This is a genomic window from Aeromonas sp. Y318-3, assembly GCF_027706185.1.
Classification (GTDB): Bacteria; Pseudomonadota; Gammaproteobacteria; order Enterobacterales; family Aeromonadaceae; genus Aeromonas; species Aeromonas veronii.
On sequence record NZ_JAPDCN010000002.1, the window covers coordinates 443,323 to 456,181 of the forward strand.

General features: G+C 60.2%; 10 protein-coding genes. 2 read left to right on the top strand and 8 right to left on the bottom strand.

Annotation, left to right across the window (positions count from 1 at the left end; translation table 11 throughout):
- Window positions 1–34: 34 nt before the first annotated feature.
- The 4 genes from OKB77_RS04515 to OKB77_RS04530 all read right to left on the bottom strand — a co-directional run bounded on the left by OKB77_RS04515 (window position 35) and on the right by OKB77_RS04530 (window position 5,698).
- Window positions 35–763, bottom strand: a complete 729-nt coding sequence (locus tag OKB77_RS04515) for a hypothetical protein (RefSeq protein ID WP_270816991.1) — start codon at window positions 761–763, stop codon at window positions 35–37.
- A 556-nt stretch (window positions 764–1,319) separates the two neighbouring features.
- Window positions 1,320–2,372 carry a lipocalin-like domain-containing protein gene (locus OKB77_RS04520; protein ID WP_270817008.1) on the bottom strand — a complete coding sequence of 351 codons (1,053 nt, stop codon included), beginning with the start codon at window positions 2,370–2,372 and terminating at the stop codon, window positions 1,320–1,322.
- A gap of 185 nt (window positions 2,373–2,557) precedes the next feature.
- The gene (locus OKB77_RS04525) at window positions 2,558–4,987 is read right to left on the bottom strand and encodes an FtsX-like permease family protein (protein WP_270816992.1); all 2,430 of its coding nucleotides are present in this window, start codon (window positions 4,985–4,987) and stop codon (window positions 2,558–2,560) included.
- Between the two features lie 30 nt (window positions 4,988–5,017).
- Window positions 5,018–5,698 (bottom strand): ABC transporter ATP-binding protein, encoded by a 681-nt coding sequence (locus OKB77_RS04530; RefSeq protein ID WP_139464021.1) that lies wholly within the window; start codon window positions 5,696–5,698, stop codon window positions 5,018–5,020.
- Between the two features lie 197 nt (window positions 5,699–5,895).
- Here OKB77_RS04530 and OKB77_RS04535 point away from each other — a divergent pair, with 197 nt between their 5' ends.
- Both OKB77_RS04535 and nhaD read left to right on the top strand, forming a co-directional pair.
- Window positions 5,896–6,363, top strand: coding sequence for a DUF4357 domain-containing protein (locus OKB77_RS04535; protein WP_005333716.1), 468 nt, complete (start codon window positions 5,896–5,898; stop codon window positions 6,361–6,363).
- 107 nt (window positions 6,364–6,470) lie between these two features.
- Window positions 6,471–7,895 carry a sodium:proton antiporter NhaD gene (gene nhaD, locus OKB77_RS04540; RefSeq protein WP_236352826.1) on the top strand — a complete coding sequence of 475 codons (1,425 nt, stop codon included), beginning with the start codon at window positions 6,471–6,473 and terminating at the stop codon, window positions 7,893–7,895.
- A 75-nt stretch (window positions 7,896–7,970) separates the two neighbouring features.
- On the opposite strand, the gene OKB77_RS04545 is transcribed toward nhaD, so the two are convergent.
- From OKB77_RS04545 to OKB77_RS04560, 4 genes are all read right to left on the bottom strand, one after another.
- Complete coding sequence (locus tag OKB77_RS04545) at window positions 7,971–9,182, bottom strand: Bcr/CflA family multidrug efflux MFS transporter (RefSeq protein ID WP_042055658.1); 1,212 nt, start codon at window positions 9,180–9,182, stop codon at window positions 7,971–7,973.
- Window positions 9,183–9,252: 70 nt separating this feature from the next.
- Window positions 9,253–10,518, bottom strand: a complete 1,266-nt coding sequence (locus OKB77_RS04550; protein WP_270817009.1) for a hypothetical protein — start codon at window positions 10,516–10,518, stop codon at window positions 9,253–9,255.
- Between the two features lie 200 nt (window positions 10,519–10,718).
- Window positions 10,719–11,279, bottom strand: a complete 561-nt coding sequence (locus OKB77_RS04555) for a hypothetical protein (protein ID WP_199428658.1) — start codon at window positions 11,277–11,279, stop codon at window positions 10,719–10,721.
- Between the two features lie 127 nt (window positions 11,280–11,406).
- The gene (locus OKB77_RS04560; RefSeq protein WP_270816999.1) at window positions 11,407–12,831 is read right to left on the bottom strand and encodes an NAD(P)/FAD-dependent oxidoreductase; all 1,425 of its coding nucleotides are present in this window, start codon (window positions 12,829–12,831) and stop codon (window positions 11,407–11,409) included.
- Window positions 12,832–12,859: the final 28 nt, after the last annotated feature.

The window sequence follows — 12,859 nt, forward strand, 5'->3', positions numbered from 1 at the left end:
GAGCTTATGTTGAACTATATCTGTTTTTTGGTTTTTAAGAGTATAGTCGGTGTGGATATTTCCTTTTAAACTCTATTTTTAATTGAGAGTGAACATCTATTATATGGCTTCTAACCCTTGGTAATTGCATGAAAATTTCATTGGTAAATTCAATGAGAGAAGGCAATAAAGCATTTCCTACAATTTTTTCTAGCTCTGCTAGGCTATAATATCCACCTGGATATAAATGATGCTGAACTTTTCGTTGGTAGTCGTTTATATATAGATTATTTCTTCTCATAATTGTATAAGAAAGAGATTTGAAGTCTCTTTGGCTACGGTCTAACTCTGATAATAAGTCTGAGTTTGATGACGATAACAAAAAAAGACTCCTTTCAATATTTATTGCATCGCACAGAGAATCGTCAAATTTTAGTGATTCTAGTTGTAAGGCTCTAGTGGTTTCATCCAAACTCTGGAATATTGCTATTCTCTTCTCAAACATTGATATAAACATTGCTTGGCGTTCTAGGATAAAGATTATATATCTCAGGTAGTTAATCTCACATTCTTCTTTGTCTTCCGCTCTGGAATAAACAACATGAAAAAGAGTAAGTAATGCTGCGATAGCACCTGCTGACGCAAGAAAAACACCAAGTGAATTTAATATTGATATAAAGTCACGTGATTCACTATCTGAATATGCTAAAACAACCGCAGAAGCATAAAATCCAAAAAAAGCAAAGCAAATATGTAAAGAATAACGGATTACAAGGCTCTTCACTGTCATCCTCATCACTTAATGTATTTAATAAAATAATATTCGTATTGGCGATATTGCTGATATGTAAACGCTAAGTAATAATGATTTGTTCACTTGTGGTTGATATATGGAAATACTTGATATTTTTTGAACGCTAATATTATTACTAATAACGTTGAATTTACCCATCAGCAGAGAAGATAGCTACCGCACGGGGTTACAGCTCCCCGAGTGCTGCTTTTAACCAGATTGAAAATGGGTAAATCATGGGCTGGCCTAGGTTGCTTTTGGGGCTGTGAGGGCCGGATGAGAATCCTATCAAACAGCGAATAATATAAGTGAGCAAAAAGTTATTTATCGCTCGGATTTTGAAAGGTTTTTTGACGAGGATCAGACTAGAGCCAAATTGGCTGCGGGTTGAGTGGGTGAGGGGAGTTCAATAAATAAACAGATAAGGCATCCTTGGCTACTGGCGCCAAGTGATAGGAGTGGCTGGGCGATATCACTGTGATGCCCTGTTATAAGGGCGATTTGTTTTTAGGTCATCGAGCAGACCGGCCACGTTTGTCGAGGGTGTTCAGTAGCCGGTCATCTCCAGATAGCCGACCCCCTTGGCATCCCCCGAGACAGAGACCGCTCCCTCCCAGTAGTCAAAGCGACCTGTCATGGCCTGATTGGGCTGACGAGCTTTGATGGTGAGGCTCATTCCGGCGGCGTTTAGCTGCCACTCAACGGGGTAATTCTGCCCCTTGGGGCCGCGCCAGGTGTTGCCCGGCGTAAGGTGAATCGCGTCGGGGGCGAGCACCCGGCTGCTGCCATCCCGCTCAATCAAAATACCGTAGCGGTTTTCTGGCTGGTTTTCGGGATTAGCGCGGCCCGATTTGGTGCGCAGGCGAAACAACATCAGCTCGCGGCCATCGGCCAGTTGCAGGGAAAACCAGTCCCAGCCTGATTGCCACTCGGCCAATACCGAGCTGCTCCACTCGTGATCAAACCACCCTTGGCCGGTGATGGTGCGGGTCTCGCCATCACGAGTCAGGGTGCCGCTCAGCTGCAGGCGCGGGTAGGAGTAGTAAAAGGAGGCGTTGCCCGGGCTCTTCTCGCTGTAACCGGCCTTGCCTTGCAGCACCAGCGGCTTGGCGGCAGTGACGGTGAGGTTCAGCTCGCCAATTTTGCTCTGCACCTTGAGGATGGCGGGGAACAGCGCCGCCCCTTGCGAAGCAAGCCGCCACTCCCTGAGCCAATATTGGCCGCCGCTGGATCCCGCCAGTCCCGGCCCCTGCCGACTGGCCCGTTCATCTTGCTGGTGGCTGCCACGGTTGAGATCCGTGATGGCAAACTGGGCCAGCCAGAGCTGGGGAGTGAGCCAGGGGTTGCTGGAGCGGAGTTCTTGCTCGATACCCTGCCTAAACAGGGTCCACTGCATGCCATATTCACGCCCCTGTTCATCCTTGAGGTTGCCGGTGAGATACCACCACTCGGAGCGGTAATCGGGGTGGGCAGCGTGATCCTCCGACAGTTTGATGGTTTGCCCCGGCAGCACCTTTTTAAAGCTGTCGTTGCCACCGCCGAGCAGGGCGCCCAGATCGCTGGCCTGCGCGCTGCCAATCATGGCAATCAGCGGGAGCAAGAGGGTGGCGAGCCACAGGGGCCGTAAGGAGGACAAGATCCTCCTCACCCTGGCCCTCTCCCGAAGGGAGAGGGGATGGTTCAATGCCGCACTGTGCTCTTCTTTGCGCTGAAGAAGGGGCGGAGAGAGGGACGTGGTTAATGGGAGCTTCAAGCCATGGCTGAGCCAGTGCGCTAACCGATATTTCATACCACTCTCCTTGCTGCATACCAAGATGCCAGTGCCCCACAGACCGGCGCCAGCAACAGGGCGGTGACCGCATGAAGGGGGGCGGCTTCGAAGGCGAGGCGCCAGCCAAAGGCGCGGGGATTGACCACCTCGATCAGCACCCAGGCGAGGCCATATCCCACCGGCAAGGCCAGCAGGGCGGTAAGCAGTCCCAATCCCGCCCCTTGCCACACCAGCAGCTGGCGGCAATGGCGGGGGCTCAAGCCCAGACTCTGCAAGGTCTGCAGCTCGTCACGGCGCGCCAGCCCCAGCACCATAAAGGCCGAGCCGATCCCGACAAAGGCGATGCCGAGGATCAGCAGTTTCAATAGCTCGGTCACCACAAAGGTCTGGTCAAACACCTTGAGGGCAGCGCTGTGGATGGCGGGGGCGGAGAGCAGATTAAGCTGCTCGCCAAAGCGCTCGCGCAGGCGGTCGGCCAGCTGTTCGGGGTCGTTGCTAAAGAGGGCGAGGGATTGCACCGCCCCGGCTTCGAAGGCGTGCAGGATCTGCCCCTTGTCGCTGCCGTAGTCCTGATAGACACCGGTGACGGTGAACTGCCTTGGCCCCTGCTCGCCGCTGATCGCCAATGTCTGGCCTACCTTGACCCCGAGGCGCACCGTCAGCGGTTCGCTCGCCAGTACCTCGTCGGGACGGGTGGGCCAGCGCCCGGCCAGCAGCGGATAGGCTGCTTTAAGCTGGGGGATAAAATCCATCTGCGCCCACTCGATGGGCTGCCCCTGCCAGCGGGCGGGGTGTACCGAGCGGCGCGAGGCGGCGCTCACCAGCGGATTGGTGAGCAGGGTCTTAAGGGTTGTGTCGCTCAAAGTGCCCTTGTTGCCCGCCACCCCCTTGGGGGCGGTGACATAGAGGTCGGCGGCCAGACGCTGGCCGAGCCAGATCTCCACGCTGGAGCGAAAGCTCGACACCATGACCCCGATGCCGATGGCCGCAGCGATGGCCAGCTGCAACGCCATCACCGCGATGGCGGTGCGGTCGAGGTGATAGAGGGTCTCGGCCACCCCGAGCCGGGCTGTGAGGGGGCCGCCCGCGCGCCGTCGCAACCAGCCAAGCAGGCCGCGCAGGGCATCGGGCAGCCAGAGCGCCATGGCCAGCAGCCAGCCGCCGGCGATAAAGAGGGCGCCGGTCAGACCCGTTTGCGGTAGCCACAGGCAGAGGGCGCACAGCAGCAAGATGGCGATGGCCAGCACGCGCCGTCGCCACGGATGAGCGGGAGGGCGGCTGCTGCCGGCACGCAGTTCAAGGGGGGATTGGCGCAGCAGTTGCCACCAGCCGGGCAGGTTGGCGGCCAGCGTACCGAACAGCCCGATCAACAGCGCCTTGAGCAGGCTCACGGGGGAGAGGCGAAGCAGTTCGATGGGGTTGGGCCCATAGAGATCGGCCAGCGCCTGGGTGAGCTGCCCCATCAGCGCCAGGGCCAACAGGCTGCCGAGCAGCACCCCGAGCAGGGTGCCGAGGGTGGCGAGAATAAGCAGCTCCAGAATGAGCCAGCGGAGCACCCGGCTCGGCCCCATCCCCAGAATGATCAACTGGGCCAGCTGGGGGCGGCGCACGCTCTGCACAAATCGTTGGGCGTTGAACACCAGAAACAGTCCCACCGCCATGGCGAGCAATGAGAGCGCCGTCAGGTTAAGGGCCAGCGCATCGCCAAGCTGGCTGGCATCGAGCGCCGGACTGATGGGCTCAAGCCACAAGGGCTGGTTCGGGTAATCGGTTTGCAGGGTGGCCTGCAGGGTACGAGCCTCGGTGTCGCTTAGCTTGAAGACGATGCGATCGAGCCGACCCGCTTTGCCCAGCAGCGGCTGGGCGAGGCCGATGTCGGTTATCAGCAGTCGCTCCATGGGCACGGCGCCCGGCTCAAACGTGCCCGCCAGCGTCAGGGTCAGGGGTCGGGCGCTGGCGCCATCGCTGCCACCCAATATAAAACGGCGGCTCTGGCCCGCTTGCCAGCCAAGGCGCGCAGCTTCGGGGGCTGCCAGCCAGACGCTGTCGGCACGGTTGAGGGAAAAGTCGGGCTCACTCGCGGGTTGGGCGCCAAACAGCTGGCGCAGGGGGCCGGGGTTGAAGAGATCCATTCCCAGCAGCTGAAAACTGCGCCCCTCTTCATCCTTGAGCCAGCCATGGAGCTGGGGCATGGCATCGAGGGCGGGCTGGCTGGTCACCAGCTGCACATAAAGCTGCTCATCCAGCCCGCCAGCGGGGGCCAGCCGGTAGTTGGCTTCTCCTGCCAGCTGGCTGCGGGCGGCGATGAAGTTGGTGCGGGCACTGTGATTGAGCAGCTCGATGGCCACCACCAGCGACACCCCCAACACCAGCCCGGCCAGACTCATCAGCAGCAACCAGGGGTGGCTGCGATAGAGGCGCAGCAGCGCTTTGAGTGGCAGCATCAGCGTGACTCCGGCAGGCGCAGTCGCTGTTTAGTCATGACGGGGCCCCTTGAGCTCGATAAGTTGCCCCCCTTCAAGGCGCAGCACCCTGTCTGCCAGCGCAGCATAGGCGGGGTTGTGGCTCACCAGCAGCAAGCCTGCGCCAGTGTCCCGCACTGCCGCTACCATCAACGCCATCACCTGTTCGGCATTGTGCTCATCGAGGCTGCCGGTGGGTTCGTCGGCGAGCAGCCACTGGGGCTGATGGATAAGGGCGCGGGCCAGCGCCACCCGCTGTCGCTGGCCGCCGGAGAGCTGCTCCGGCCAGGCATGGCGCTTGTGGCTCATATCGAGCCGGTGCAGCAACTGGTCAATCTTTGTCTCATCCTGTGGCATGCCGTTGATGGCGAGCGGCAGGGCCAGATTCTCGACCACGTTCAGGGTCGGCAGCAGGTTGAAATCCTGATAGACGATACCGAAATGGCGGCCCCGCAGGCGCGCCCGCTCGTCGGGGGAGCGGGTGTCGATCCGGGTCTCCCCCAGCCAGATCTCCCCTTCGTCCGGTGCAATCAGCCCGGCGATCAGATTGAGCAGGGTCGACTTGCCGCAGCCGCTTTGGCCCAGCAGCAGGGTGATCTCGCCAGCGGGGAGGGCGAGATCGAGATGGTGGAACAGCGGCAGTCGTTCACTGCCGTTATCGAAGCTCTTGCAGAGGTTGCGCAGGGTCAGCATGGGATAACCGCTTGATGGTCAATGGCTTTCATCATGCTTGGTACGCTAGCACGGCCGGCAATGATCAACACCCCTTACGGTTGATCAAGAGTGCCAGTTAGTGATCAAGGCGGCAAAAGAGCAGTGGATCCTCGCTGGATCCCGCTTGCCCGAGGTGGTTAGAATAGGGGCTTCCATGGGTCACAGGATGAGCAAGGATGTTACACAAGCAAGTCAGTTTTATCATCGATAGCAAGGGCAACAAGCAGGCTGCCGTCGTCCCCATCGAGATCTACAACGAGCTGATGACCCTGCAAAAGGCACTCTCCGACAACCGGCCGGGGGAGCGCGAGCTCTACCACTTCAACGGCAAGGGGGCCGAGGCCCACGGTTATCCGGTGGGCAAGCGGCAAAATCCGGGCTTTATGGTGCTGGCCGGTTCCACCGCCAATGGCGAGGATGCCGCCTCTTTGCGTGAAGCGGTGATCGAGCTGCGTCACGAACTGCTGGAAAAGGGGGTCATAGTGCCCCGCAGTCAGGGCGGCTTTGTCTTTACCGCCGATCAGTTGTTCAACAGCCCGAGTCTGGCCGCCAGTCTGGTGGCGGGCAATAACCGCAGCGGTCTGGATGCCTGGCAAAACAGCGCAGGCTATACCCTCAAGCAGTCGGGTTTCGGCAAGAAATAATCCCGCGTTTCGACAGCAAACCAATTAAGCGTTAATTGACCTGGATGAATTTTTCTTTTCATCCAGGTGCTAGCATCATTGCCAGATGGTTCTAAAAGGAAGAGACCATGTCTGCGCTCACCCCTGTTATTTTGCTGCTGTCCCTGTTTATCCCTCCTGCCCATGCCAGTAGTGGCCCTGTTCTGTTGACATCCTCCTCAATCGGACTTTTTTGTGTCGGATTGTTTGTCTTGGCCTACGCCCTGGTGATGGCTGAAGAGTATCTGCAACTGCGCAAGTCCAAACCCGTGCTGGTGGCCGCCGGGGTGATCTGGATCCTGATCGGTATCGCCTATGCACAGCAGGGGATGAGCTCTGCGGCCGAGCAGGCCTTCCGCCATACCCTGCTGGAATATGCCGAGCTGATGCTGTTCCTGCTGGTGGCGATGACCTATATCAACGCCATGGAGGATCGGCGGCTGTTCGATGCCCTGCGCGCCTGGCTGGTGCGATCCGGCTTTCACTTGCGCACCCTGTTCTGGTTGACTGGCGGGTTGGCATTTTGCATCTCGCCGGTGGCAGACAACCTGACCACTGCGCTCTTGATGTGCGCCGTTGTGTTGAAGGTGGCCAACGGTGATCGGCGTTTTGTCAATCTTGCCTGCATCAACATAGTGATCGCCGCCAACGCCGGTGGTGCTTTCAGTCCCTTTGGCGATATCACCACCCTGATGGTGTGGCAGGCGGGCAAGGTGCAATTTGGTCAGTTCTTCACTCTGCTTATTCCCTCTCTGCTCAATTTTCTGGTGCCAGCCATCCTGATGAGCCTGATGGTGCCGCGTCATGTGCCGGAGGCTGATAACGAGGTGGTCGATCTCAAGCGGGGGGCCCGCCGCATCGTCGCGCTGTTCTTGCTGACCATCATCACGGCGGTGCTATGCCACAGTTTCCTCCACCTGCCACCCGTGCTGGGCATGATGCTGGGGCTCGGTTATCTGCAGTTTTTCGGCTTCTATTTGCGCAAGTCGCTGCCACGATCCCTTGCCCGCAAGCGTGCGCTCTATGAACGCAATGGTGATGAGGTGCGGTTGCGCAGTCTGGGTTCTGTGGTGCCATTTGACGTGTTCAACAAGGTGGCCAAGGCGGAGTGGGATACCCTGCTCTTCTTCTACGGGGTGGTGATGTGTGTCGGTGGGCTGGGCTTTATGGGGTATCTGGAGCTGGTCTCACACTGGTTGTATGACGCTGGGGATCCCACCATGGCCAACATCTTCATTGGGGTCTTGTCCTCCGTCATCGACAACATTCCCGTGATGTTTGCCGTGCTCTCGATGAACCCGGATATGGCGCTGGGGCAGTGGCTGCTGGTGACCCTGACCGCCGGAGTGGGCGGCAGCCTGCTCTCCATCGGCTCTGCGGCCGGGGTGGCCCTGATGGGACAGGCCCACGGCATGTATACCTTCTTTGGCCACCTGAAGTGGCTGCCTGCCATCTTGCTCGGTTATCTGGTGAGCATAGGGGCGCACCTCTGGCTCAACAGTGCCCAGTTCTGAACGTCCGGGCGCCAGTACGAAAGAGGCTTCCGTTGACGGAAGCCTCTTTCGTTTTCCTGACAGGAGGGAGGGGGATCAATCGCCTCGCTTGCCGGTCAGCAGCCAGTAACTCAGGGTTGAACCCACGCCGCAGCAGGCGATGGCGATGGCCATGGGCAGCGGCGAGTGGGGCGGATTGAGGTTGACCAGAATACCGACCAGGGCGCCGATACCAAAGCGCAGGGTGCCTGCCAGTGCCGATGCGGTGCCCGCAGATTGGGGGAAGTGGCCCATCAGGCCGGTCATGGCGTTGGCGCCCACCAGACTGATATGGCCGACAAACAGCACCACCGGAATGACGATGCCCCACAGGCCGCCGGTCTGGCTCCAGGCGTTGTAGACCAGCAGAGCGCCCGCGCAGGGCAGCACCAGCAGACCGTATTGCAGCATCCGCTCGGCGCCCACCCCTTTCACCAGTCGGCTGTTGACGAAGGTGACCACCATCATCAGCAGAATATTGAGGCCAAACAGCCAGCCGTAGTGCTCGGTCGGCACCTTGAAGTACTCGATATAGACGTAAGGGGAGCCGCTTAAGAAAGCGAACATGCCGGAGCTGGAGAGGGAGCCGCACAGCACATAACCCATGGCGCCGCGATGGGAGAGCACCCCCCAGTAGTTCTTGAGGATCTGGCCCAGATTAAGCGGCTGACGGTGCTCCGGTTTCAGGGTCTCCTGAATTTTCCACTGCATCACCAGACAGATCAGCAGGCTGATCCCCACCAGCAGCCAGAAGATCACCCGCCAGTCGGCGTGGGCGCTGATATAGCCGCCCACCACAGGGGCCACCAGCGGCGCCAGGGTCATCACCAGAATGACGAACGACATGGCGCGAGAAAACGCATCCTTCTCGAACAGATCGCGCAGCAGGGCATTGACCACCACAGAGCCCGCCGCGCCGCCCGCCGCCTGCAACATCCGATAGGCCAGCAATTCAGGCAGGGAGTCCGCCATGGCACAGCCCACCGAGGCGATGGCAAACATCACCAGCCCCGCCAGGATCACCGGCTTGCGGCCATAGCTGTCGGCCAGCGGGCCGTAGAAGAGCTGGCCGATGGCAAAGCCGCCCAAAAAGGCGCTGATGGTGAGCTGGGCGCCGTCGATGCTGGTGGCCAGATCCCGGGCGATGGCCGGAATAGCGGGCAGATACATATCCACCGCCAGCGGGGTCAGACCCGCCAGAGCACCCAGCAGGATAAACAGGAAACGGGGGGAGAGGGCGGCAGCCTGAGCTGTTGGCGATTGGGGCATAGGGTGTCCAGTTGATGCGAAACGTCGGGTTGAAAAGCGCGAAAAAAGCAGTCTATCAGTTTTGTCGCAGCTATGGATCCGGTATGGCGAGCCAGAGTCCGGGCTCGGCGGCAAAGCGCGGGGCAAACCAGTGCTGGCGCACCGCAGTGGGCATTTCGCTTGCGGCAATGGGGCGGCGACTGAGGCGGCAGGCTCCCCGAGAGAGCGCCAGCGCCGCATCCCCCTTGTACCAGCCGTCCGTGACCGGCAGTGCCGTGGTCTCCCGCAGCAATTTTACCCCCCACTGGGTCACCAGCGCCGGGCACGTTGTTTCTGCCAGCCTTGCTGCCTGCACCATGGCGGGCGGACGGGGCAGGGTGAAGGTCGCGCCGAGCAGCAGCAATCCGGCCACCGCGGCCACCCACTCAGCACGGCGCGGCAGCCAACCCGCCAGCAGCACGAGACCGAGCAGGGTGATGGGGGCCAGATGGCGGGGATTGTCGGGGTTCTGGCCAAACAGGGTCCAGAGCAGCAGGGCGAGCCAGTAGAGTGTCCAGAGTGGGGAGAGGGCGGCAGGGTGGTTTTTTGCTCTTTGCCAAAGCGGCAGTACCAGCAAAGCCGCCATCAACAGCGGCCAGAGCGGGGTGAGCTGATCGTTGAAGGTGCTCGCCCAGCTCAGCAGCCGATCGCCATGGGCCGCCGCCGTGTTGCCCCACAGGGTAAAGTGGCCGTCGGTAAAGCGGCGCCCCTCGCTGAAGTAGGCCCAGCCATCGGCCTGCCAGACAAACAGCAGGCTGATAAGCCCCACCAGCAATATGGGGAGCACAAACCTGACGCGCGTGCCCTGCTGCGCCAGCCCGAGCCACAGGGGCAGCAGCGCCAACACGAAGTAGGAGGGGCGCAGTGCCAGCATAAGGCCTAGCAGCAGACCCGCCAGCGCAATTCTGCGCTGCTGCAAGGCCAGTAGCGTCCCGAGCCAGGCGGCGAGCGCCGGCCCATCCGAAAGGCCGGAGAGGGCGAGCGTCGGGGTGAGCGGCAGTGCCAGCACCAGCAGCCAGACTGTGGCGAGCAGGCTTGGCCGTTGCCACAATCTGACCGCCAGCAAGGCGGCGAGCGGCGCCAGCAAACTGCTACCGAGCAGACTTGCCCACTGCACCGCGCGGGCCGGATCGTCCACCGCCAGATTGATCAGCCGTGCCAGCCAGATAAAGGCGGGGTAGCCCGGAAAGTGGGGGGAGAACTCCAGCACGCTAAAGTGCGTCACCCCGTGGGCGAAATTGAGGGCATCATCGGAATCGAGGGCCACCGGGAAGGCCAGCAGCCAGCCGAGCCAGGCCAGTTGCAGCAGAATAAGCAGCCAAATGGTGGTGGAGCAGGGGGAAGGCCAACGCCGATACGTTGCCTTCCCCCTCATCTCCAGCCCTTCTCCCGCAAGGGGAGAAGGGGGCAAACCGGCGTCCGGGTGCATCTATCGGTAGGCCGTGCGTAGGGTGGGTAGAGCGCAGCGAAACCCACCGTTTGTCACAGCGAGATGGCGCAATGATTGGCAGGTTGCCATCAAAGCGGTGCCAGCACGGCCATCAGCGTTTTTTCTGCATCGCTAAAGGCGGCGGCATCGGCGGGCTTGGCGCCCACCCCGAATACCCCCGGGTTGCCGATGGCATCCAGCACCTTGGCCAGCGCCTGTTCGGCCGCCTTGCGATCCCCTTCACTGAGGGAGGGGAGGATCAAATCGAGGAAGCGCTTGCTCTTGACCACCAGCACCTTGGCGGTCTGGTAGTCGCCAAGATTCTGGCTGGCCCCTTCGAGGCGGCGCTCGATCTCCGCCTTGTAGGCGCGGTTGAGCAGGGCGGCGGTGGCTGCGGCATCTTGGGCCTTGATGGCGGCGGCCAGCGGCCCTTGCAGCTCCACCTTGTGGTGCTGCTCCAGATAGGTCAGTTCGTCGGCAATCTCGCTCAAGGTGGCGCTGGCATCCTTGCCGCCAGTGGCGGCGCCCAGCAGTGCCTCGCGGGCGTCGATCAGTGGCTCCTTGCCGGCGGCGGCGTAGGAGTAAGCTTGTGCCTGCCCGCTCAGGGTCAGCAGCAGGGTGAGGGCGAGTAAACCCGGGCGAATGGTCATCCTGTTCTCCTTACTTAATGCCAAGAGGTTGGCACTCAGGCCACGCTCTGGGTTTCAATCACGGTGTTTTCGTTGCGATGGTTAAAGATGGCGTGGCGTCTGTCTACCTGTTCGACACCGACAAGCCTCACGCCACGCTCTGGGTTTCGATCACGGTGTTTTCATTGCGATGGTTAAAGATGGCGTGGCGTCGGTCCACCCCGTCGATCACCATGTCGGCAGCCATCATCCCCATCTCCATGGCGGTGTCAGTGAAGATGTAGCGGAATGTCCCCTGACGGCCGGTCATGATGAGGTTGGTGATGGGCATCAGCGCCTTGATGGCTTCGTTGCGGCGTGTCTGATAGCCGAGATCCATCAGCGGATAGGCGTATTCACTGCGCGCTTCGAAGGTCTCATCGCCAAGCTTGGCGGTATCGACGCCGAGGCTCGCCAGATCGGCGGTGACCCGACCGCGCAGATCAGAGAGCGGCGCCTGCCAGGTGGCATCCCCCGGATTGCAGGGGATCTCCAGCATCACCGAGGTCTGGCCTTGGGGAGCCATAAAGGGGCTGCGGCGGCGCGGCTCCTGCAAGCGGGTGGCCAGAATATGGGGGTCGGAGAGGTACTGCCAGGTGTTGTCCGACAGGTTCTCCTGCTTGAGCGGCATATTGACGAAGCGAAGCGACCGGTAGTGCAGATCGCACGGCAAGCCAAGATGCTGGCAGGTGAGTGGCAGCGGCAGGGTGGAGATCACCTGATCGAAGGCGGCACTCTGCTCAACGTCATCTTGTTTCCAATAAACCCGTTCAATGTGGCCATCGGCCTGCTCAAGGCGGGTGATGGTGGCGCCGGTTTTGAGCTCAACGCCCTCTGCCACCAGTCGCTCCCCCAGAGTAGTGAAAATTTGGCCGAAGCCATATTTCGGGTAGCGGTATTTGCGGGCATAGGTGCGCACCGAAATGCTGCCATTACGTCTTGGCAGCAGGCGGCGCGCCACATCTTTGAGATCGATCAGACTGATGCGCTGACCGGCCCAGTCGGCGGAGAGCTTGTCCGGGTTGATGCCCCACAGCTTGCCGGTGTAGCCCTCGAAAAACTGGCGGTAGAGGGTGCGACCAAAGTGGCTCTGGATCCACTCGGCAAAGCTCGCCTTGGCAAAATCATCCGGCTTCTTGGCAAAGGGCAACAGCAGCAAGTCTTTCACCGCACCGGCCATCAGGGCGAGCGGCGCCGTCTTGAGCAAGTTGGGCAGGTTCAATGGGTAGTCATAGGTGCGCCCACCAAAGCGGATCACGCTCTTGCGCTCGGCGTGGAGCAGGTCGTCCCCCATCAGCTCGTCGATAAAGGCGAGCAGCTCGGGGTTCTTGGTGATAAAGCGGTGGCCGCCGTAGTCGAAGCGATACTCCCCATCGCGTCCCTTGAAGGTCTGGGTGGCGCACATGCCGCCGACCACCGGCTCCTGCTCGAACAGGGTGACGGCAAAACCGGCGCGGCGCAGGCGCCAGGCCGCCATCAAACCGGCGGGGCCAGCGCCCAGCACTGCAATGCTTTTCTTGTTGTTATCGCTCATGACCTATTCCGAAACTGCTTGATAGATA

Bases quoted from the DNA above. Each gene is read 5' to 3' on its own strand.
- OKB77_RS04525 (WP_270816992.1), bottom strand. From the start codon at position 4,987: ATGCTGCCACTCAAAGCGCTGCTGCGCCTCTATCGCAGCCACCCCTGG.
- nhaD (WP_236352826.1), top strand. From the start codon at position 6,471: ATGTCTGCGCTCACCCCTGTTATTTTGCTGCTGTCCCTGTTTATCCCT.
- OKB77_RS04555 (WP_199428658.1), bottom strand. From the start codon at position 11,279: ATGACCATTCGCCCGGGTTTACTCGCCCTCACCCTGCTGCTGACCCTG.
- OKB77_RS04545 (WP_042055658.1), bottom strand. From the start codon at position 9,182: ATGCCCCAATCGCCAACAGCTCAGGCTGCCGCCCTCTCCCCCCGTTTC.
- OKB77_RS04535 (WP_005333716.1), top strand. From the start codon at position 5,896: ATGTTACACAAGCAAGTCAGTTTTATCATCGATAGCAAGGGCAACAAG.
- OKB77_RS04530 (WP_139464021.1), bottom strand. From the start codon at position 5,698: ATGCTGACCCTGCGCAACCTCTGCAAGAGCTTCGATAACGGCAGTGAA.
- OKB77_RS04560 (WP_270816999.1), bottom strand. From the start codon at position 12,831: ATGAGCGATAACAACAAGAAAAGCATTGCAGTGCTGGGCGCTGGCCCC.